Source organism: Litoribrevibacter euphylliae (genome assembly GCF_042646085.1).
GTDB classification, from domain to species: domain Bacteria; phylum Pseudomonadota; class Gammaproteobacteria; order Pseudomonadales; family Litoribrevibacteraceae; genus Litoribrevibacter; species Litoribrevibacter euphylliae.
Genome location: NZ_JBHRSZ010000004.1, coordinates 893440 through 914073 on the forward strand (window position 1 = coordinate 893440; position 20634 = coordinate 914073).

Sequence of the window (20634 nt, forward strand, 5' to 3'; positions counted from 1 at the left end):
ACCTTAGCTGCTCTGATCAGTGATTTAGCGTACGCCACTTCGACGAATGGCATTTGGTGTGTATTCTTTCTCTGAGGTTTTGATATTAAATTCATAACCTTCATTTTCACTGAATAAACCAAATGCGTAATAGCGACCGTTGCTTAAGTCATAGATAGCTTCAACTGCATACCAGTTGATTTGATGATCGTAGAAGTTCATGGTGTGGCCTTCACCTACTCGCCATAAGTTTCCTTGCGAGTCGTACATATCGGCGTAGGCAATTTGATAGGTATCTTCATCAAAATACAGCGTACGTTTGCTGTAAATGTTCCGTTTGCCTGACTTTAATGTGGCTTCTACTTCGTAAACCCGATGAAGTTCATATCTTAAATAGTCTGGGTTGAGATGACCTGCCTGGATAAGTTGAGCGTATTTTGCGCCGTCTTCGTTCAGTTTGTAGGCGTTATAAGGAATGTACATTTCCTTTTTGCCTTTAAGTGTCCACTCGTACTGATCAGGTGACCCATTAAACATATCGTAATTATCAGTGGTTCTTTGGCCGTCTGAGCCATTTCCAGGGCTGTCGTAAACTACTTGTGGCGCTCTGCGTACACGTCTTTGACCGGCGTTGTAAAGCCATGCTCTACGCGGTTCTAACACTTGATTAATGGTTTCTTGAATCAGCAATACATTTCCGGCGAGTCTTGCCGGTGAGAGGATCGTTTGTTTGTAGAAGAACAGACTATTTGTGCTCGGGTCATCCACGAACATCATGTCGTCTTCCATAATAATGGGGTTATAAGTGCCATTAGACAGCGGGCTAAATTGTGCGACCTCCCGTTTCATGCTCTGTCCGCGATAGCGCGTGACGTGATTCCAAACCAATTCAACGCCTGATTTAGGAAAAGGAAAGGGAACCGTCGTCTGGTAGTCTTCAATGCCATTTCCTTCATCCACAAGCTTTGTTGTAGTGGCGTTGGCTTTAGCTCGTTCGTAAACCAGTTGAGAATAGGAGGCAGATCGATTGGTGGGATACACATTGAGTTTGAGGGTGGGGTAGCGTTTGAGCATTGCAGCCATGCCTTCAGACAGTTGAGAGGCATGCTGATCCAGATTTTTGGCATCGATGGCAAATAAGATGTTGTCATCTTTAAAGGGATTAGGGTACTTCCCGTTCACTCGATCTTTTTGTGGAAGCCCTCCTGACCACTCAGGAATAGTCCCTTCAGCATTGCCGGACTTTTCAGCACCTATCGGTGTCAAGGTAGTGCCTAATAAACCCGGATCATTTGCATGAGCAAGGCTTACGGCTAATGAAAAGCTCGTGATTTTCAGTGCAATGATTGCGCTTTTTTGTAGTTTCACTGAATCGTCCTCAACCAATCTGATTCCATAAAATTTGGGTATCGTTAAATCAGATTAGTTGAGGCGAAATGAAGTGCAAAAATAATAGAGAGTCTTAATGTCGGTTGGATTATTCTTCAGAGCTTTTCAGCTGATGCTTTACTAACTGTTGTTTCAGTGACTTGGGAATTTCTTTAATGATCAGCGTATCGTTCACCGAATCATAAACAATGCCTTCACCGAAACGATCTGAAGAGAAACTGATGGTCAAATTCTTATCTCGGCCGGAGAAACGCACGTAGCGTTTTAGTCTGGCACGATCCGTGTGAATCTCTTCAGTCGGGGTGCTTTGGCGTTCTTGTGCGAATTGGGCAAAGCGGGTTGGCTCTTTTTGATCTACATGGAACGAGAGCTCGTTAACGTTAACGGGCATGCCTGTTTTGTCTTGTTCCAGGCAGTAATCCATGACTTGAGAGCGATATTCTTTGGCTTCTGTTTCATCAGGCATGGCTTCAGCAAAAGCTTCAACGATGTTTAAGAACTCTTCGGTTTGCTCTGCCTTGTCTAAGCCTTTCGTAAAACCAGCAAATTCTTCCATGACTTCATTCAATTCAGGGTTGCCACGGCTTCCCAGGATGGTGAGGTATTGGTTGGAGCTTTCTTCTAACCATTGCTCAATTTTGATCTTGAATGCGAAGGTAACTTTGCCTGGATCAACGTAGTCGGTGTATTGGAGTTCATTACTCTTGTTAATCTGTAAGGCTTCAACGTGGTTGATCCAAAAAATATAGAACTGGTCCTGCTCCATCAGATCATCGACAGCAAATAACAGCTTGGCATTGAAGGCGTCTTCGTATTTTTCCAAGCTGTCAGCTAATTGGTTCATTAGGGTTTGAGTCATCTTTATGAAGGACGATTTACCTTCATGAAAATCTCGAGCCAGCCCCGGTAGAACAGACATAACGTCGGAACCAAAGTGGCCAAATTGCTTCAGTGCGCTACGTTGAAAGCCTTGGCGATATTGCTCAAATAAAGAGGCTGCGGGGCCTTCGCTTGCTTCTTCACGTTCATTGATAAATGTTTGGATATCGGCGCCAGGAACCGGACGTTGAATGCCGTGAATGATGCAATGCTTTAAGCTCATGATGGGCCTTTTGAAAACGTATGATTGTGAAAATAAAAAACTTCGGTATTGTATCAGCAATCATTTATTGTCACAGAAAAATGATTGAAAAGATTTTGAAATTCAAGAAAAGGCGGTTTGATGTGGTACGTCTATATTGTTAGATGCAGTGATGATAGTTTGTATACGGGGATTACCACGGATCTTGATCGCCGGGTTAAGGAGCATAATGAATCTCCAAAAGGCGCTAAGTACACTCGGGCAAGACGGCCTGTTGTGCTGGTTCATCAAGAGGCGTATGACAATAAATCGCTCGCTTCCAAACGAGAATACCAAATTAAGCAGTTGCCCAAATCGTCTAAATTACGTTTGATGCTGAACGAATAGCGTTAATCGTTTTTAGAGATCATCTGCTCTGAGTGTTCTTCTCAAATCCTGCGAATCAGCTACCATTATTGATGAGTTAACTTTCAGAGGTTACCGGGCGTATCTGCAATGAATGATGATTTTTATGCAGGGTTGAAGTCTTTTTTTGAGGATTCTTTCCCAAAAAAATGTTCTTTGTGCGGAAAAACATATCATTCTTCCGAAGAGTTTTTCAAAGAAACGGTAGCGCCTGGCATATCAAACAAATCCTTAAAAGTTAGCGAGGAAGACGGAGAGGTGGTGGTTGAAGCATTTCGAAACTGTAAATGTGGAAGCACCTTGATGGATGTCTTTAGCAATCGTCGTGATGTTTCTGAAAAAGGCTTACGACGAAGACAGAAGTTCGATAGGGTTCTTGCTTTTTTGGTTGAGCAGGGACTAAGCAGAGCTGGCGCTAAGGCTGAGCTGCTTAAGTTTTTAAGAACTGGAGATGGTCGCCATATTGATTTGCTTATCCAAAGAAAAGAATCGAAACAGTAAACCCCTTCTATAAAACCTGATCTCTTTAATTCCTTGGCTCCATCATTTGAACTCCACTGAAAGAAGGTGGATACTCCTAAAGCTCTGACCAAATTAATATCGGTTAGCCTGTGTAATTAAATAGCCCAATGGCTGTCTATGGAGAGACCCTTTGAGTATTTCGGATATTACAACTTTTGAGGTTAAATCAACAAATGACCTTAGACCCACACTTGAGAATGAACTTGTTAAATTAAGACCCTTGGAAGAGCTAGATTTCTCCGCGCTCTATGAGGCTGCAAACGACCCATTACTATGGGCAGGTCACCCAAGTAAAGATCGTTATAAAAAAGAGGTATTTGAAGCCTGGTTCAAAGACGCCTTAGCTTCAAATTCTGCATTGGTAATCTTGGATAAAGCACAGAATAGAGTCATTGGTTCGACCCGGTTCTATTATTACCAGCCGCATTTTTCAGAAATTGCCATTGGCTACACCTTTATTTCTCGCTCCCATTGGGGAGGGCGCTTTAATAAAGCCGTTAAAAGCTTGATGCTGGATTATGCATTTCAGTTTGTGAATAAGGTCTGGTTTCATATTGACCCTTCAAATATTCGCTCCCAGATGGCAACCAAAAAGTTAGGTGCAGTTTATTCACACACAGATCAGCTTGATTCTGTTTTGTATGATTGGTTTGAATTGCCCAAATCAGCTTGGATTGGTTGAATCGATTAATTATTTATAGAGGTTATTTTGGTCGCAAAGCTACCACGGTGGGTGGAATACGGTGCCTTCGTTCTTGCTTTAAATGCCGGGTTCATTAATGCAGTTGGGCTGCTTGATTTTGAGCATCAGGCTGTTTCCCATCTTTCTGGTACAGCTACCTTGATCGGTACGCAACTAATTAGTTCACCAACGAATATTTTCCATTTGATCGGAATAGTCGTTTCTTTTCTTGTTGGCGCATCGCTTTCGGGTATGTTGCTTACGGGCTCGTCTCTAAAGCTAGGGCGTCACTATGATACGTTGCTATTTGTTGAAGCTTGCTTGTTAATGGCTGCGCTCTTATTCCTGGACAGGCAGTCCTTGATCGGTCACTACTTTGCCTCGGCCGCGTGTGGTTTACAAAATGCGTTAGCCACCAAATACAGCGGCGCTATTATCCGAACAACCCATATGACAGGAATTGTAACGGATTTAGGAATCATGTTAGGCGCAGTCTCAAGAGGTAAGGCATTAGATCGTAGAAAGGCGCTGTTGTTTTTCCTGATTCTGCTTGGGTTTATAACGGGGGGCGCTTTGGGTGCTTATGTGTTTGCTCTGGTGCAAGTGTTGGCACTTTTAGTTCCAGCAATTATATGTTGTCTGCTGTCTTTTGTTTATTGGATCTATCGTAGGCGTATCTAGGGGATTTCTGAATAAGTCCCTCTCTGATTAGGTCTGTAAGAGAAATGTCTATTTGAGGCGCGGTTTTGAGCGAGAGACATATAAAACTGTCTATAGTGAATGAATGTGCAATCACTGTAGAGCATTGGAATGTCGTCAGCTTCAGATTCATTAAAAGAGGCCGTCAGTCATCTTAAAGGGTTTGTTATGCCGGTCCAGCCTGAGTTATTAGGGGATCTGCGGCAGGCGTTCCCTGATACCGAGTTAATGGCTGACCTTCTGTTAGAAGATCCTTCTTTGTGTTTAAGCGTATTAAGACTGTCCAGTGTCTCGGAAGAGAATCTTCATAACCGGTCTTCCATTAGAAGTGCAATTGATGAGTTAGGCGCTGAAAAGATTACTGCCATGATTAATGCTGTTTTATTCATCATGGCTCGTAAAGATGAATTCCATTCAGTCTCATTTGAAGACTATTGGGAAACCAGCAAAAAAGTGACAGGTTTTATCACCGAGCTAACCCGCCAGTTAAATATACCTTTGGTAGAAGAAGCGCAGTGCGTTGGTGTATTACATAACATTGGTATGCCGTTTTTGTGGCAAAAGCATCCAGATTATTTTGACTTGATTCAATCGCATAATGATCGGAATCTTGTCGTAGTAGAGAATGAACTATTTAAGTGTGATCATGCAACGATTGGTTTCTATGTTGCTAAAGGATTGCATCTTAATAATACCGTGTGTGATGTGATTCGTTATCACCATATGGCGGATCAGTTCTTTGCAGAAGAATCGACGATGGATCCAGACACTCAGATACTATTAGCTTTGTTGAAGATGACGGAAAGCATCATTGATGAAAGCGGCGTGTTGACCCTTAAATCGGATTTGTCGGAATGGGAACAGATTAAGCTGCCGGTGTTGGATTTGTTAGGGCTAAGCGAACCGGATTATGATGATCTGGCGGATATGATTAAATGAAAAAGCCCGCAAGGTTTGCTGATTAGCTTAAGCGGGCTAGTGTTCCAATATTACTCTGTAACTTCTTTGATGTATTCTGGTGGGATGTTTTTGTCGATGTAGGCCAGCCCTAACGTATTTAAATAGACAGATCTATCTGCGCGTAGAGGATCGATTTCCGGGAGCTCGGAACCGCTCGCTTTGTAAAGATCTTTGATTAACTCCATATACTTTCCACCACCATCGACCAGCAGCATACCTGCGTAGCCAGTATCCGGCTTAACCAGTTCTTGATAATCGGATGGCAAAGTTATTTCCAGTACGACTGGTTGTTCTTCACCTTCAAAGCGAACGCTGCGATCACGAACGGTTTGTGCTGCCCAGAAATAAGCCAGTTCTTTACTCTGAGTAAGGCAGATAGGCTCGTGGGATTCAGCCATAGAATCACCAATGGTCGCCAGGGTGCTTTTCTGAACGTGCTTCATCGCTTTGTCACCAGCACGACTCAAGCCTTGCTTTTGGATGGATTCAAGCAATGCAGATGATGTACCGTGGTACCAAACATCACCAGTGGTAAAGCCATCTTTGGTTAATAACTCTTTTGCATCTTGAAGAAAGGCAGGGGTGTTCGACATCTATAAATCTCTCTGTTTCAAAAACGCGTAATGGAAAAGGGCAGACGCCTAAAGGGTGGCGATTTACAAGCGTCTCTCGTCTTACATTTCACGCCTTACATCTTACGTTTAATGTTAGCTTAAATAAAAAAGGCGACCCGAAAGTCGCCTCTTTTAGAACTGACGAGGGACGTGTCTAACGTCTCCCGTCTGTCATCTAACAACTCTCTATTAAGAGAACTGGTTAGAAGTGTTCTTAGCACCGCCAGCTTTAAGAGCGTTCTCACCAGCGTAGTACTCTTTGTGGTCATCACCAAGATCAGAACCAGCCATGTTTTGGTGCTTAACGCAAGCGATACCTTGACGGATCTCTTTACGCTGAACGCCAGCAACATAACCAAGCATACCAGCTTCACCGAAGTACTCTTTAGCTAGGTTGTCTACAGACAACGCAGTAGTGTGGTAAGTCGGTAGAGTGATCAAATGGTGGAATACGTTCGCTTCACGAGCTGTATCAGCTTGGAAAGTCTTGATGCGAGCGTCAGCAGCTGCAGACAATTCAGAATCGTCGTATTCAGCAGACATTAGGTTAGCGCGGTCGTATGCAGAAACGTCTTTACCCTCTGCTGCCCATGCATCGTAAGTTTGCTGACGGAAGTTTAGAGTCCAGTTGAAAGATGGAGAGTTGTTATAAACAAGTTTCGCATCTGGGTGAACTTTACGAACTTCGTCCATCATGCCTTTGATCTCGTGTACAGTAGGAACTGCAGTTTCGATCCAAAGAAGGTCAGCACCAGCGTTGATAGCTTCGATACAGTCAAATACGCAACGCTCATGGCCAGTACCTTGACGGAACTGATATAGACCAGAAGGTAGACGCTTAGGACGAACAAGCTTACCGTTACGGTTGATTACAACATCGCCTTCAGCCATGTCAGCTACGTCAACTTCTTCAACGTCTAGGTAAGAGTTGTAAACGTCGCCTTGGTCGCCTGGCTCTTTAACAACAGCGATTTCTTTAGTTAGACCAGCACCTTCAGAGTCAGTACGAGCAACGATTAGACCGTCGTCAACACCTAGCTCAAGGAATGCATAACGTAGAGCGCGGATTTTCGCGTGGAAGTCAGCGTGAGGAACAGTTACTTTACCGTCCTGGTGACCACATTGCTTCTCGTCAGCAACTTGGTTTTCGATCTGTAGGCAGCAAGCACCCGCTTCGATCATTTGCTTAGCCATTAGGTAAGTCGCTTCAGCGTTACCGAAACCAGCATCGATGTCAGCTACGATAGGTACAACGTGAGTTTCGTGGTTGTCGATAGCAGCGATAACTTCTGCTTCTTTAGCAGCGTCGCCAGCTTCACGTGCTTTGTCTAGCTCACGGAAAAGACCACCTAGCTCACGAGCGTCAGCTTGACGTAGGAAAGTGTATAGCTCTTCAACAAGACCAGCTACAGCAGTTTTCTCGTGCATTGATTGGTCAGGTAGAGGACCGAAGTCAGAACGTAGAGCAGCAACCATCCAACCAGATAGGTATAGGTAACGACGTTCAGTAGAACCGAAGTGCTTCTTGATAGAGATCAGTTTTTGCTGACCAACAAAACCGTGCCAGCAGCCTAGAGACTGAGTGTACTTAGTTTTGTCTTTGTCAAACTCAGCCATGTCACGACGCATGATTGCAGCAGTGTACTTAGCAACGTCTAGACCAGTCTTGAATTTGTTTTGAAGGCGCATGCGAGCAGCTGACTCAGCGCTAACACCAGGGAAAGAATTAGCAACTTCTGCTGCTTGAACTTCAGCTTGATAACCTGACATGTAATTATCCTTAAAAAATTGGATTACATAAATAAAAGTAACGATCTATAAGAACCAAGATTCAAATGAATCATTACCTCAAATCTGTGTACGGTGCGTATATTAGTAATATAAATTTCATAATTGAAATTAATGATATCTATGTTTGGTATTTATTTTGTGAATGTTTGTCTGAAGTGCTTATGATATGTCGATAAAACAGTGGTTTAGGCTCGATTTTTTTGGGTATTTCAACGATGTTATTTGTCGGAAAGAGCGGGGTTGTTAGTCTCTCAGAGCTACTTAAAAACTTATTCAAAAAGAGCGAGTTTATGGCCATGCACATTTAGCCAGTGCTTGGACAGTAGGTAGTCAGGGTCATGTTTTTTCACAAGATCCCAAAACGCTTGTGAATGATTCAAATGCGCCAGATGGCAAACTTCATGAATCACCAGTGAGCGAATGATCTTATAGGGCGCCATCATAATTAACCAATTGAACTGCAATCGCCCATCGTGGGTACAGTGACCCCATTTCGTTTTGGTTCGGCGAAACTTTATGTCTTTCAGTCTCTGTTTTAAGCCTGCGGCTTCGGCTACCTCATTTGCAATACTAGGGATCAGTTGCTTGGCTTTCGCTATCAAGAAATCGCTGAATACTTTATTGATTCGGGCTTGATCAAGACGAGAAACGTGTAAAAAGAGTGTGTTATTGGTTTCAATTACTTGATTACGTGAACCCATCGTAATCTCTAATGTTTTATTTTCTCCGATGATTGGAATCACCGAGCCATCACGTAATTGATACTTTTCTGATTGCTTCGCTTGCGCTTCATTGAGCTTTTTCACGATCCAATCTTGTTTACTGTTGATAAACCCTTGGATGTAACTTTTTGATGTTCCGTGAGGCGCGCGAACTTCAACTCCTTTCCCGTTGACGTATAAACCGATGGTCTTACGTTTTGAGAAGGTAATCTTTACTTGAGGAGAGATAGGAAGGTTCATTGTTTAACTAATAAAATAAAATCAATTGGTTATCTTAACTTATTAATGTTAATTGGAAGTTGATTTTAATGGTCTGATCAAGCCTTCCTGACCATTTACTTTAATTTCTAACGCTAGGTTAAGGAGCAATCCCAGTTCATTTTCCGGAAAGCCTTTTTTGGCAAACCACAATAAATAAGGCTCTGGTAGATCGATGATTGCTCGGCCTTGGTATTTCCCAAATGGCATTTTAAGGTTGGCTAGTTTTACTAAGTGTTCTTTTTCAAACATATAAGGCAACGCATTTTCACAGTTTATGATTTGAAAGATTGGGGTATTCGGATTGAGACACTGACGACTAATTAATGAAGTCGATGAGGCTCTAGCTCAATCTTTTGGATTTGTTGGCCGAGCATGATAACTCGTCCTTGATATCGGTCGCTACCATCGACGGAGAATTCAAAGTAATAGCTTCTCCAAGGTTTTAACGTGCCGTTATCATCTCTTTTAAACCAGTAACGTCGAAGTGATATTGCTTGGTCCAAAAGTTCTACATCCATTTTGTGACAATAACTTCTGGCTGCCCGATAGGCGACTTCTTTAGAACCTCTGGATTGCCACCACAGTAGCATGCATAAGAGAAGAGCGAAAATTACAACTAGGTCTACAAGGTCATACATAAATAAACTGACAGATCGAATTAGGGTTACTGTTATTTCTCTGGAATACTACTATTTTCGATCAAGATACGCAGCTTACATTCTTCAACTGTTTCGATAGTGGCTAATTGATCAATGTTCTTCTCGGTTATGGTTCGACCTTTGGTAATCAGTAAAATGCCGTAGTTATTGACAATGTCTCGTGCTGCAATCATACCGGGGTGCAATGCCATGACTTCCATTGCTGATTCGTTTGGCGCGAGATTGCAAAGGTCATATTTATCAACCAGCTTGTGTAGTTTATTGACCAACTTGCTTTCATAGATCTTGCCTGCACGGCTTTTGATGTAGGCAAACGAGCCATTGGCATCTCTTGGTGCTTCAAAGATAAGAGAGAGCTGAATGCCTACAAAGTCTCTTGCTATACGCAGGATTTTGGCGCCATAACTGATTTCTTCACGCCCGAGACGATTCGGATAACCTGTGCCGTCTAGATCCTCCATATGCTCCAGAATGTATCGTGAACAATCATCTAATCCTTTTATGCCCATTAAGATAGAGGAGCCAATGGTTGGGTATTTTTTATACTGTTTCAGCTGTTCGTCCGATAATTTGGATTCGCATTCCATCAAAATTTCGTCGGGTAGGGTGATTTTTCCAAGTTCGTGGAGAAGGCCTGCGTAGGATATTTGTTTACAGATATGTTTGGGCAAGTCGCAGTCTTTAGCAATTTCTTCGGCCAGTTCAGCGACCATAGATGGCCTTTGTCGCTCTACTTGAAAGCGGCTGGAAACGACGGTCGAGAACACCCGAATGAAGGTGTCGTAGCTGTCGATGAGCTCGGAATAGGATTGATCCAAAAGCTCCATTGTATGATTAAGCTCTTGGGTGCGTTGTTGAACCTGTGTTTCCAGTTCAGAATTAAAAGATTTCAATTTCTTGTTTTGTTTATGAGTAATCACAAGAAGTTGATTTCGTTCCCTTTCAAGACGTTTGACCTTTAAGGCTTCTTCTATGGTTCGTTTAAGGTCTTCATCTTCCCAAGGCTTACTGATGTAACGATAAATACCCCCTTTGTTGAGGGCCTCGATGGTGGAGGTAATGTCAGAGTGCCCTGTCAGGAGAATGCTCTTTGTCGAAGGATACTTTTCTCGTGCAATAGACAAGAACTCTGCGCCGTCCATCTCTGGCATTCGCATGTCTGAGACAATGAGGTCAATGTTAGTGTCTTCCATGAGCTTAAGTGCTTCTGGCCCACCTTCTGCAAAGTAGCAAGCAAAGTTTGCTTTCTTAAACAGGCGCCTTAGTGCACGAAGTATCTGTGGCTCATCGTCAACAAAAAGAACATTTTCTTGCGCTTTGGTTTTAACTTGATTAACCGCAGGAGAGTTCATGAATTTCTCCTTCCGTTGGTTGTCTGATAGGTAGAATGGTAGTAAAGGTTGTTCCTACACCTATTTCACTGGTCACTTGAATGTTTCCATGATGGCGCTGGATAATGCCGTAAGAGAGAGATAATCCTAATCCTGTGCCTTTGCCTATGGGTTTGGTTGTGAAAAATGGGTCAAAGATTTTCTTGAGGTGTTCTTGTTCGATACCTTTCCCGGTATCAGTAATAGAGAACTCTACAAAATCATCTAAAACCTGTTTGGTGGTAATGGTTATAGTGCCTTTCTCTTCAATAGCGTGTGCTGCATTGACCACGAAATTCAACACAACCTGACTTATCTGGGGAGCAACGATTTCAATTTGCGGTAGGTCAGCAAAATTGGTCTCGACCTCAACTTTGTACTTAATCTCGTTGTGCGCAATATTCAACGCTTTATTAATGGGGCTGTGAAGGTCACAGAGTTCAAAGTTGCCGGAGTCAGTACGGGAGAAATCTTTTAAGTCTTGAACGATGTGGCTGACTCTTGAGATGCCATCATTGGCGTCTTCTAAAAGATCAGGCAAATCTTCTTCAAGGTCTTCTAACTCAATTTCTTCTGCAATCTCATCAAAGAAAGCAAGCATGGATTGGTCATGTTCGTTTACCAATCGTTGTCTGATTTGTTTGAACTTATCCAGTAAAGTTTTGCTATACGAGCCCAGCACAGTGATGTTTGTTTTTACAAAGCCAATAGGGTTGTTGATTTCATGAGCAACACCTGCGGCCAGTTGTCCGATAGAGGCCAACTTTTCGGATTGCAGCAACTGTTCTTGGGCTTCCTGAAGTTGTTGAATCAGTTCTTTTTGTGTTTCTCGTTCTTGCTTCAGCGCTTTGTTTGATCGAGCTAATGCGCGCATTAGACTGTTCTTATCAAGCCCCATGAATACCGATGAGATGATTTGTTCGATATACGCTCTGTCTGTGATGGAATAGGGGTCTTTATCTGCGGATTTGAATAATATGATCAAAGCATTTCTGTTTCTGGCTGCACTTCGAGCCGGACCGACAAGAACATGATCGTAAGGGGTTTTTCTATCAGCGGCTAGAATCTTGTATTCATTGTTTTCAACTTGATACCCTCGGATTTCTTCGATCTCTTTTCGTGTTTTGAATTGTGTGAATTTCTCTTCTAATTCTTCTTTTTCACCCCCTTTGTAAGCGTTAAGTTCTGGTTTACCCTGAACAAGGATAGCGCCTTGAGAAGAGTTACTGATGATGACCAGACGTGTTAACAACTCTGAATACAAGCTTGGATCTTCTCTGATTATGTTTTTAGTCCATTCGATGCATTCAGACCAGACAACCTGGTAACGCATGTGGTTCTGAAGGTCATCTATTTCTTCCAAAGTATGGTTGAGGCAGCGTTTCAATCCCATGGATTTTGCAAACATGTAGAGAAGTTCTTCATTGATCTCAGGTTTTGAGCCGTCTGGCGGTGCCAGAAGTGTGATAATTGACGATGTTGTATCTGTAATGCTGACAGAAAATATATAGAGCTTGTATTGAGTGGCATCGAGAGTAATTGAATCCTCAATCCATTCGTTGTCTTTATGAAGATCTATTGCAATATGGAATAAGTTCTCAGGCGCAATATCGGCAATCTCATCTGGGCTCTCTGCAAATAGGGCTGTATAAATATCAGGGGTATATTCAGGTTGCTCCCACAACCAAGCAATGCCACAGTTCGGTAAGGTCGCTTTGAAGGTATCGAATATTTCTACAAGAGATTGATCTAAGCATGCCTTTTGGCGATTCATGTTTTTATATCCCCATCCATGTACCCTTCAGATCAGTACTTATTTGTAATAGACAAGGCGCATCCAAGCGTCAAGCAAGATACTCATTAAATGGTGTAACTGGTTTCCTGCATTTTCTCAGAGAGTTATTGACGTTTAATCAGATAAAGCAGCTTTCTGGGTACGGTTATAGGATTTTTATTCATCAAGCGCTCGGAATAACCGAGTAATTCAGTTAGAATAGCGCGCCCTTGTTAATTGATTAAAGATTGAACAGTTATATGCCGTCTACTGCTGCTCAGAATTCAAAGAAAGCTCGCCCTGTAAGCCCTGTTTTTACTAAGAAGCCGATCAATATTTTTGATTATCCAAAATATTGGGCTGAGTGTTTTGGTGTCTCTACGTATCTTCCTACTTCCCGTGAAGAAATGGATGCTTTGGGTTGGGACAGCTGTGACATCATCATTGTGACAGGTGATGCCTATGTGGATCATCCAAGTTTTGGGATGGCGGTACTGGGTCGAACTTTGGAAGCCCAAGGATTTAGAGTAGGGATTATTGATCAGCCGGATTGGCGTGATAAAGAAAACTTTGAGATTTTGGGTAAGCCAAATCTTTTCTATGGTGTAACGGCTGGCAACATGGATTCCATGATCAACCGCTATACGGCAGACCGACGTCTGCGTCATGATGATGCGTACACACCACATGAAGAGCCGGGTAAACGTCCTGATCGGGCGGTGACAGTTTATACTCAGAAATGTAAAGAAGCCTTTAAAGATGTACCGGTGATCATTGGCGGTATTGAAGCTAGCTTACGTCGCTTAGCTCACTACGACTATTGGTCTGAAAGTATCCGTCGTTCGGTACTTATGGATTCCACTGCAGACATGTTGATGTTCGGTAACTCCGAGCGTGCTTTGGTTGAAGTGGCGCACCGTATCGCTAATGGTGAGAACATCTCAGATATTACTGATGTGCGTGGCACCAGTTTCCTGAGAAAAAACATGCCGGAAGGTTGGGATGAAATTGATTCCACTCGCGTTGATCAGCCGGGCAGGGTTGTTCCAAAGCAGAATCCATATGAGTATGTAAATGAGGATGACAAGCCACAGATGGGCGCGGAAGAAGCCGTTACTATTATTCCGGATGTCAGTGCTCGTCAAACGGATCCTTCATCAAGCTATATTCGTTTGCCGTCTTTTGAGCAAGTGCGCAAAGACGAAATTCTTTATGCGCATACCGACAGAATTTTTCATAAAGAAACCAACCCCGGAAACGCTCGTGCTTTGGTGCAGCGTCATGGCCGTAATGATGTTTGGTTGAATCCACCGCCTATTCCTCTGACTACAGAAGAGTTGGATTGGGTATTTGAAATGCCGTATCAGCGTGTTCCGCACCCTAAATACGGTGACGCAAGAATTCCTGCCTATGAGATGATTCGCTTCTCGGTCAATATCATGCGCGGTTGTTTTGGTGGTTGTACTTTCTGTTCTATTACTGAGCACGAAGGTCGCATTATTCAAAGCCGTTCAGAAGAGTCCATTCTGGAAGAAATTGAAAAGATTCGGGATAAAACCCCAGGCTTTACAGGCATGATCTCTGATCTTGGTGGACCTACTGCCAATATGTATCGCCTGAACTGTAAAGATAAGAAGATTGAAGAAACCTGTCGTCGTCCATCTTGTGTGTATCCGACGATTTGTAGCAACCTTAATACTGATCACAGCCCAACGACGCAGTTGTATCGTAAGGCACGAGATATTGAGGGTGTTAAGAAGATCGCTATCGCCTCTGGCTTACGTTATGACTTGGCGGTAGAAGATCCAGAGTACGTCAAAGAGTTGGTGACACATCATGTTGGTGGTTATCTTAAGATTGCGCCTGAGCACAGTGAAGATGGCCCGCTGACTAAGATGATGAAGCCGGGGATGGGCACCTATTATCGCTTCAAGAACATGTTTGAGAAGTTCTCAAAAGAAGCCGGTAAAGAGCAGTATCTGATCCCTTACTTCATTTCTGCCCATCCAGGTTCAACTGATAGAGACATGATGAGTCTTGCTTTGTGGTTGAAGCAGAATGGTTTCCGTGTGGATCAGGTTCAGAACTTCTATCCTTCGCCAATGGCGACGGCTTCAACTATGTATTACACAGAGCGTAATCCATTGAAGCCAATTAAGAAGGACGGCGGTGAGCGCGTATTCAGTGCTAAAACAAAAGAGCAGCGAAAGCTGCATAAAGCCTTCTTGAGATACCATGATCCTGATAACTGGCCTATGTTACGGGAAGCGCTAAAGCGTATGGGTAAAGCCAATCTTATTGGTCGTGGTAAGGATTGTTTGGTCCCACCAGAATCACGTCATGAGATTGATGCTCGTCGACGTAATCATCGTATGAAGAATCGTACAGTGAAGAACTTTAATACAGCACGGACTCAGCATACTGGATTGCCGTATAACCCTGATCAGAAACCCGCTAAGAACAAGCCGTCTAAGCCTGCAGGCAAAAGTTCTGGTGGCACAGGAAGAAGTCCGAGCAGTAAGAAGCAGGGAATAAAATCTAAGAAGCGATAAGTTCATTGCTTGAAGCCGGGAATTTCCCGGCTTTTTTAGGTCTGATTGTTTCTGATCAATAATTCATAAACTTCTTAATGACTTTCAGCGTACATGTGTTAGCATACGCGCAATTTTTAGGGCTGATTATTTGAGGTGTCTGTGCGCCGTACGATTTATACCACACCGGTGGTTCGACAAATCTTCTGGGTATTATCATGGATTGGTATAAAACTCACCGGTTGGAAATTAGTAGGGACACCGCCAAAAGAAAAGAAGTTCGTTCTAGTTGCTGTGCCACATACCAGTAACTGGGATTTTCCCATTACTTTAGCCATGGCTTTCTTGTTTGGCTTTCGCTTGAACTGGATGGGAAAACACACCTTATTCAAAGGACCTATGGGGCCGATCATGAAGTGGCTAGGTGGTATTCCTGTTGATCGTCGTCAGAAGAATAATCTGGTTGACCAAATTGTTCTGGGCGTCAAGCAGTTAGATGAATGTGCGCTGGCTATTCCTCCTGAAGGCACTCGTTCAAGAACAGACAAGTGGAAAACAGGCTTTTATTACATCGCTCAAGGTGCTGATATTCCGATTGGCTTAGCCTTTCTTGATTACAAGCACAAAAAGGGTGGTTTCGGCCCGACCTTCTATATCACTGGCGATATAGAAAAAGACATTGCTGAAATGCAAGAATTCTATAGAGGCATTGCAGGCAAGCACGTCGATCAATGTGCAAACGATTAATCCCAGCTTTCCGTAATTAATCGTTAAATCAAAATTGTGCTATCAATAAGGAGTCGCTAAACTGCGGCTCTTTTTATTTGTCCTGTTACTTATCTTACTACCTGTGCAGATATTCGCTTGTATGTTCTGCTCTACAGAGGCTTGCCATGCTTAGTTATCGTCACGCATTTCATGCGGGAAACCATGCGGATGTGCTTAAACACTCCATTCTTGTATCCGTCCTTGAATATTATTTAAGAAAGGACAAGCCTTTTTGGTACATCGACAGTCATTCGGGTGCGGGCTTTTACAAACTGGATAGCAAGTTTGCGGCTAAGAATGCGGAATACAAAACGGGCATTAGTAAGGTTTTGAATAAGGAAGGTCTGCCCGAGCTGCTGAGCAGTTTCCAGGCTTTAGTAAAAGAAGCAAATGCTGGCAAGCGCAGTCTGACGTTTTATCCTGGTTCTCCGTGGTTCGCTGCTCAGATGTTGCGTTCTTCAGACAAACTCAGACTCCATGAGCTTCATCCGAGTGACGCTAAGTTGTTGCAGGAAAATATGCGTAACCTTGTTAGAAAGAGGGCGCATATTGAGGTGTCTGATGGTTTCGTTGGTGTTAAAGGTGTGATGCCGCCGCCAACTAAACGTGCTGTTGTTTTAATCGATCCGCCTTATGAAGATAAGAAAGATTATCAGAAGGTAGCCAAACTGCTGAAGGATTCTTTACTGCGCTTTCAGAACGGTACATTTGCTGTGTGGTACCCGCAACTTGCTTCCATTGAAAGCCGGGAATTTCCAGCGCTTTTAAAGAAGGCGGTTAAACAGGCTGGTGTTGAATCCTGGTGTCATGCAACGTTATCGATTAAAGGTATGCCAAAAGGTAAGGGCATGTACGGAAGTGGGATGTTCATCGTTAATCCGCCATATCTTCTTCCTGAGCAATTGGAAAAAGCCTTGCCGGTCATGAAAGAGCTAATGTGTGACCCGCTATCAGGGGATTTCTCATTGGAATTCGAAGGGCTTTAGTCGGGCTGCAGTCAATCTTTCTTTATATTTCACTCCTGAGCAATGTCAGGAGTGATGCCTAATCTTAAATCAGGCCGTCTTACTCGTAAGTGCAGAAGTAAGCTGTATCTACAGCTACTTTAACCTGGAACTTAGAGTTGGCTGGCACATCAAAAGAACTGCCTTTCTCAAATGTTTCCCAGTCCGATTTACCTGGAAGCAGCACAGTCAGAGCACCAGAAACAACGGTCATTACTTCGTTTTGGCTAGTACCAAACTCATAGTCACCAGGAGCCATCACACCAACGGTCGCTGGTAGAGTTTCAGTCTGTAAAGCAATAGATTTTACTTTTCCGTCAAAGTATTCGTTAACTTCAAACATTTTATGTCCTCTTAATTAGCCTTACAGAAGTAACTGGTAGGCCGCTTGAAATGGGCGAGCATTCTATCATAGCCGCGCAAAGTATTAATATTCCTAATGTACTTTGTGGTTGATGATCACCTTCTGAACGCTGTGTCTCATTTTACCAAGAGGTTAGATGGATAAGTTTCAGCTAGTTTTAAAACCAAGAGACTCTCTAAAACTCTATTCAGAAGGGGTACGTTATGCAGTTTTTGAAAGTACTTCAACGCGTGCTGATTGCAGGAGCTTTATCAGTATCTCTCTTGAGTGTTGTAACTCATGTTCATGCGGCCGAATGGGCAGGCTTATATCATGGAAAAGTCTCGGGTCAGCCATCGCAGTTGACATTAAATCGTGCGGGTGTGGATGTTATCGGTGTCCTGGATACTGAAGGCTATCGATATAAAGTCGAGGGTAATCTTCAGGATGGCAAACTAATTGGTTTTTGTCGTGATATTAAAACAGGGGAAACCGGGCAACTGTCTGCCGTGTCTACCGATAAATTGATTATCATTAAAGTGATATTGCCGGGGTTCTACCGTCCAGCACGTCTGGTGTTTGAGCGTGCAACGGATTCCAAGCATGTATTTACTCAGGTGGCGATGCGCTAGCTGAGATATTTTTCTTATCTGGGTCACTATTCGTTTTTTGCATCTCCAAATATCACTAAAGATACAGTTAAAACCTTCAGACCCGTTATCTCTTAAAGTGATGACCTGCTAGAATCGCACTTCTTTGTCGAAGTGCGATATTTTCTATGGCGTTAACATCCGAACAACTTTCAGTAATTCAGCATTCAGGCGGTCATGCCAAAGTAATGGCGGTTGCTGGTGCAGGAAAGACCACGACCTTGGTCTATTTTGTTCGAGAGTGTTTATCACGCGGTATCGAGCCTCGTCGTCTTTTGATTTTGATGTATAACAAAGCCGCTCAACAGGATTTCCAACGCAAGTTAACTCAACTGCTTAATAAAAGTGCTCATGACGCAGGACTTCGTCCTCATGTTCCTGATGTTCGAACCTTCCATTCATTGGGGCTCAGAATCTATCAACAGCTGATTCAGAAAGGGCATTTACCTCCGTTTCAGCAAAATCTACTTACGGATGGTGAAGTTGAGGGTATTGTCTGGAAATTGCTCCAGACGGTCAGTGACCCTGAAACAGCCAAAGATATTCTCGATCAGAAAAGCAAGTGGGTAGAGCCCGCGGTTAACTATATAGATCTGGTGAAATCTACGCTGCAAAGTCCGGAAGAGGTTTTTAAAACGTGTGGCTTACCCAAAGCGTGTGACTTTTTTCCAAAAATGTTCAGAAAGTTTGAGCTATGGAGAAAGGAACAGGCAAAGATTTCTTTCAGCGACATGCTCTATGATCCGTGTGTTTATTTGAAGGCGAATCCTCAGGTTGCTGAGCTTTTTGCTGGGCACATGCAACAAATCATTGTCGATGAGTATCAGGACATTAACGAAATTCAGCAATTCTTGCTGGCCACAATACGAGGGCATCGTGGGGATTTAATGGTGGTCGGAGATCCTGATCAGACCATTTATGAGTTTCGAGGTTCTCGTCCGGAGTTCATGACGACTGAATTCGACAACGCTTTTGAAGGTGTCAGTCTTTACAATCTTTCAAACACCTTTCGTTACGGTCATCGTCTGTCATTGTTGTGTAATTTTCTGATCGAGAAGAACCCGGATCGAAAGGGAGTGCTTTGCCTCTCTCACGAAAACAATCCAGACACCAAAATTCATTTGCATGAGTATCAGGATTACAGTCGTCAGGTTGTCGATATTATTAAGCAGCAGGCGGAAAGTATGCCTCTGTCTGATATTGCGGTGTTGAACCGAATATGGGCAATCAGTGCGCCTATTGAGCTTGCTTTGCTGGAACAGGATATTCCATATACTTTGGATCACTCGGTGTCTGTCTTGGATCGAAAAGAGCTCTCTCCTTTTGAATCTTTGCTGTTGGTGGCGTCGGGTCAGTATCTTAATTTGGCGCAACCTCAGAAGGTGGAGCTTTTAACCGTTTTACTGACTCAGCCGTTTCCTAAGATACGACGGAAAGTGTTGCTCAATATTGCGCAGAAAGCTGCTCAATTTGGTGATCAACCTGGACGTTCTATTCGTCAGGTAATGCCTGAAAATCTATCCAATCGGCAAGCGGATCAATTATTAGCACGATGCAAGCTTCTGGATCACGCCTTAACTGATCGTTTTACTGCGGACCAACTGCTTCAAAAATATTTTACAGTGACTGAAATGGAAGATGGAATTCGGGACAGTGCCTTCTCTGCTCAGCAGGTGGACGATCGATTAGAAACCGTCCGGGCCTTCATGCGCTATTATCGGAAGTTGCAACTGCCTGCAAATCAAGGATGGCAGCATTGGCAGTTGCTTAGAGAGAAGCGACAGGCATCTTCTGTGAGTCACTCAAGAGACACGAAGAATGCGGTGAAGTTAACGTCTATGCATCGCGCGAAAGGGCTTGAGTGGCCTTGTGTGATTATTCCTGCTTTAACGCAACGTTTCATGCCGTATCAGCCAGATGGCGAATTAACAATGCCGACATCCGTCGAGAGTGAGCGTCGATTAATGTATGTAGCAATGACGCGGGCCAAGCATTCGTTATATTTACTTGTGCCAAAGCAATCATCTGAACAAAGAAAGAGTGAATTACTGAGTTTATTCGTTTCTGAAATGGCTTTTGACGTGTCGGATGTGGTTGGTGCTGCCATCGAAAAAGACCGCTCTGTTTCTGTGTCAGTAGCAGCACAGCATTACGCAATGGCTGAAGGCTATGCTAAGCAGGTGGGCCGAGTGGTTGACTTCAAGGTAATAGATTCTTCTTCCTCTGAAACTGAGGCAGTTAATACTTATCGGGATGCGTCTTCTTCAAATGAGCCTGAATCGGAAATATTCAGGGTGTTGCATCAGGTGTATGGAGAAGGGGTGGTAATTGCTGATGAGTCTCGTTATTGGGTGATACGTTTTGACTCTGGTATCGAGAAGCAATTTGATAAGAGAGTCGCTTCTCAATACATGGAGTTTCTGTAGTAAA

At 43.3% G+C, this 20634-nt stretch carries 20 protein-coding genes; 10 read left to right on the forward strand and 10 right to left on the reverse strand.

Annotated elements, in window-relative coordinates:
* Window positions 1-24: 24 nt before the first annotated feature.
* Together ACFOEK_RS11570 and ACFOEK_RS11575 are read right to left on the reverse strand one after the other, a co-directional pair.
* Window positions 25-1347: a DUF1329 domain-containing protein gene (locus ACFOEK_RS11570; protein WP_386720859.1), complete on the reverse strand. Its 1323-nt coding sequence runs from the start codon at window positions 1345-1347 to the stop codon at window positions 25-27.
* Window positions 1348-1456: 109 nt separating this feature from the next.
* Window positions 1457-2470, reverse strand: a complete 1014-nt coding sequence (locus ACFOEK_RS11575; RefSeq protein WP_386720862.1) for a nucleoid-associated protein — start codon at window positions 2468-2470, stop codon at window positions 1457-1459.
* A gap of 120 nt (window positions 2471-2590) precedes the next feature.
* On the opposite strand from ACFOEK_RS11575, the gene ACFOEK_RS11580 reads away from it, so the two are divergent.
* From ACFOEK_RS11580 to ACFOEK_RS11600, 5 genes are all read left to right on the forward strand, one after another.
* Window positions 2591-2836, forward strand: a complete 246-nt coding sequence (locus tag ACFOEK_RS11580) for a GIY-YIG nuclease family protein (protein WP_386720864.1) — start codon at window positions 2591-2593, stop codon at window positions 2834-2836.
* A 108-nt stretch (window positions 2837-2944) separates the two neighbouring features.
* Window positions 2945-3355, forward strand: coding sequence for an oxidoreductase (locus ACFOEK_RS11585; protein ID WP_386720867.1), 411 nt, complete (start codon window positions 2945-2947; stop codon window positions 3353-3355).
* A gap of 151 nt (window positions 3356-3506) precedes the next feature.
* Window positions 3507-4058 (forward strand): GNAT family N-acetyltransferase, encoded by a 552-nt coding sequence (locus ACFOEK_RS11590; protein WP_386720870.1) that lies wholly within the window; start codon window positions 3507-3509, stop codon window positions 4056-4058.
* A 27-nt stretch (window positions 4059-4085) separates the two neighbouring features.
* Window positions 4086-4739 (forward strand): YoaK family protein, encoded by a 654-nt coding sequence (locus ACFOEK_RS11595; protein WP_386720873.1) that lies wholly within the window; start codon window positions 4086-4088, stop codon window positions 4737-4739.
* 129 nt (window positions 4740-4868) lie between these two features.
* Window positions 4869-5696 (forward strand): HDOD domain-containing protein, encoded by an 828-nt coding sequence (locus ACFOEK_RS11600; RefSeq protein ID WP_386720876.1) that lies wholly within the window; start codon window positions 4869-4871, stop codon window positions 5694-5696.
* Window positions 5697-5746: 50 nt separating this feature from the next.
* Here ACFOEK_RS11600 and ACFOEK_RS11605 read toward each other — a convergent pair whose 3' ends face one another.
* The 7 genes from ACFOEK_RS11605 to ACFOEK_RS11635 all read right to left on the reverse strand — a co-directional run bounded on the left by ACFOEK_RS11605 (window position 5747) and on the right by ACFOEK_RS11635 (window position 12908).
* Complete coding sequence (locus tag ACFOEK_RS11605; protein WP_386720879.1) at window positions 5747-6310, reverse strand: hypothetical protein; 564 nt, start codon at window positions 6308-6310, stop codon at window positions 5747-5749.
* 210 nt (window positions 6311-6520) lie between these two features.
* On the reverse strand, window positions 6521-8101 hold the full coding sequence (locus ACFOEK_RS11610; RefSeq protein ID WP_386720882.1) for an isocitrate lyase: 1581 nt from the start codon (window positions 8099-8101) through the stop codon (window positions 6521-6523).
* Window positions 8102-8391: 290 nt separating this feature from the next.
* Window positions 8392-9084 carry a M48 family metallopeptidase gene (locus ACFOEK_RS11615; RefSeq protein ID WP_386720884.1) on the reverse strand — a complete coding sequence of 231 codons (693 nt, stop codon included), beginning with the start codon at window positions 9082-9084 and terminating at the stop codon, window positions 8392-8394.
* 48 nt (window positions 9085-9132) lie between these two features.
* Window positions 9133-9354 (reverse strand): DUF3820 family protein, encoded by a 222-nt coding sequence (locus ACFOEK_RS11620; protein ID WP_386720886.1) that lies wholly within the window; start codon window positions 9352-9354, stop codon window positions 9133-9135.
* A gap of 71 nt (window positions 9355-9425) precedes the next feature.
* Window positions 9426-9743 carry a DUF3301 domain-containing protein gene (locus tag ACFOEK_RS11625; protein ID WP_386720889.1) on the reverse strand — a complete coding sequence of 106 codons (318 nt, stop codon included), beginning with the start codon at window positions 9741-9743 and terminating at the stop codon, window positions 9426-9428.
* Window positions 9744-9775: 32 nt separating this feature from the next.
* On the reverse strand, window positions 9776-11116 hold the full coding sequence (locus ACFOEK_RS11630) for an HD domain-containing phosphohydrolase (protein WP_386720892.1): 1341 nt from the start codon (window positions 11114-11116) through the stop codon (window positions 9776-9778).
* Window positions 11097-12908 (reverse strand): sensor histidine kinase, encoded by a 1812-nt coding sequence (locus ACFOEK_RS11635; protein ID WP_386720896.1) that lies wholly within the window; start codon window positions 12906-12908, stop codon window positions 11097-11099. The genes ACFOEK_RS11630 and ACFOEK_RS11635 overlap by 20 nt, the downstream gene beginning before the upstream one ends.
* Before the next feature lie 260 nt (window positions 12909-13168).
* Between ACFOEK_RS11635 and ACFOEK_RS11640 the strand changes: the two genes are divergently transcribed.
* From ACFOEK_RS11640 to ACFOEK_RS11650, 3 genes are all read left to right on the forward strand, one after another.
* The gene (locus tag ACFOEK_RS11640; RefSeq protein WP_386720898.1) at window positions 13169-15460 is read left to right on the forward strand and encodes a YgiQ family radical SAM protein; all 2292 of its coding nucleotides are present in this window, start codon (window positions 13169-13171) and stop codon (window positions 15458-15460) included.
* 141 nt (window positions 15461-15601) lie between these two features.
* Window positions 15602-16186, forward strand: coding sequence for a lysophospholipid acyltransferase family protein (locus ACFOEK_RS11645; RefSeq protein ID WP_386720901.1), 585 nt, complete (start codon window positions 15602-15604; stop codon window positions 16184-16186).
* Window positions 16187-16332: 146 nt separating this feature from the next.
* Complete coding sequence (locus ACFOEK_RS11650) at window positions 16333-17193, forward strand: 23S rRNA (adenine(2030)-N(6))-methyltransferase RlmJ (protein ID WP_386720903.1); 861 nt, start codon at window positions 16333-16335, stop codon at window positions 17191-17193.
* Between the two features lie 79 nt (window positions 17194-17272).
* On the opposite strand, the gene ppnP is transcribed toward ACFOEK_RS11650, so the two are convergent.
* Entirely contained in the window at window positions 17273-17554 is a 282-nt protein-coding gene (gene ppnP / locus ACFOEK_RS11655; protein WP_386720906.1) for a pyrimidine/purine nucleoside phosphorylase, read from the reverse strand.
* Between the two features lie 224 nt (window positions 17555-17778).
* Here ppnP and ACFOEK_RS11660 point away from each other — a divergent pair, with 224 nt between their 5' ends.
* Both ACFOEK_RS11660 and ACFOEK_RS11665 read left to right on the forward strand, forming a co-directional pair.
* On the forward strand, window positions 17779-18186 hold the full coding sequence (locus tag ACFOEK_RS11660) for a hypothetical protein (RefSeq protein ID WP_386720909.1): 408 nt from the start codon (window positions 17779-17781) through the stop codon (window positions 18184-18186).
* Window positions 18187-18332: 146 nt separating this feature from the next.
* Window positions 18333-20630 carry an ATP-dependent helicase gene (locus ACFOEK_RS11665; protein WP_386720912.1) on the forward strand — a complete coding sequence of 766 codons (2298 nt, stop codon included), beginning with the start codon at window positions 18333-18335 and terminating at the stop codon, window positions 20628-20630.
* Window positions 20631-20634: the final 4 nt, after the last annotated feature.

Coding starts and splice junctions, on each gene's coding strand:
- ACFOEK_RS11575 (WP_386720862.1), bottom strand. CDS start 2,470: ATGAGCTTAAAGCATTGCATCATTCACGGCATTCAACGTCCGGTTCCT.
- ACFOEK_RS11580 (WP_386720864.1), top strand. CDS start 2,591: ATGTGGTACGTCTATATTGTTAGATGCAGTGATGATAGTTTGTATACG.
- ACFOEK_RS11585 (WP_386720867.1), top strand. CDS start 2,945: ATGAATGATGATTTTTATGCAGGGTTGAAGTCTTTTTTTGAGGATTCT.
- ACFOEK_RS11600 (WP_386720876.1), top strand. CDS start 4,869: ATGTCGTCAGCTTCAGATTCATTAAAAGAGGCCGTCAGTCATCTTAAA.
- ACFOEK_RS11605 (WP_386720879.1), bottom strand. CDS start 6,310: ATGTCGAACACCCCTGCCTTTCTTCAAGATGCAAAAGAGTTATTAACC.
- ACFOEK_RS11610 (WP_386720882.1), bottom strand. CDS start 8,101: ATGTCAGGTTATCAAGCTGAAGTTCAAGCAGCAGAAGTTGCTAATTCT.
- ACFOEK_RS11615 (WP_386720884.1), bottom strand. CDS start 9,084: ATGAACCTTCCTATCTCTCCTCAAGTAAAGATTACCTTCTCAAAACGT.
- ACFOEK_RS11620 (WP_386720886.1), bottom strand. CDS start 9,354: ATGTTTGAAAAAGAACACTTAGTAAAACTAGCCAACCTTAAAATGCCA.
- ACFOEK_RS11625 (WP_386720889.1), bottom strand. CDS start 9,743: ATGTATGACCTTGTAGACCTAGTTGTAATTTTCGCTCTTCTCTTATGC.
- ACFOEK_RS11630 (WP_386720892.1), bottom strand. CDS start 11,116: ATGAACTCTCCTGCGGTTAATCAAGTTAAAACCAAAGCGCAAGAAAAT.
- ACFOEK_RS11635 (WP_386720896.1), bottom strand. CDS start 12,908: ATGAATCGCCAAAAGGCATGCTTAGATCAATCTCTTGTAGAAATATTC.
- ACFOEK_RS11640 (WP_386720898.1), top strand. CDS start 13,169: ATGCCGTCTACTGCTGCTCAGAATTCAAAGAAAGCTCGCCCTGTAAGC.
- ACFOEK_RS11650 (WP_386720903.1), top strand. CDS start 16,333: ATGCTTAGTTATCGTCACGCATTTCATGCGGGAAACCATGCGGATGTG.
- ppnP (WP_386720906.1), bottom strand. CDS start 17,554: ATGTTTGAAGTTAACGAATACTTTGACGGAAAAGTAAAATCTATTGCT.
- ACFOEK_RS11660 (WP_386720909.1), top strand. CDS start 17,779: ATGCAGTTTTTGAAAGTACTTCAACGCGTGCTGATTGCAGGAGCTTTA.
- ACFOEK_RS11665 (WP_386720912.1), top strand. CDS start 18,333: ATGGCGTTAACATCCGAACAACTTTCAGTAATTCAGCATTCAGGCGGT.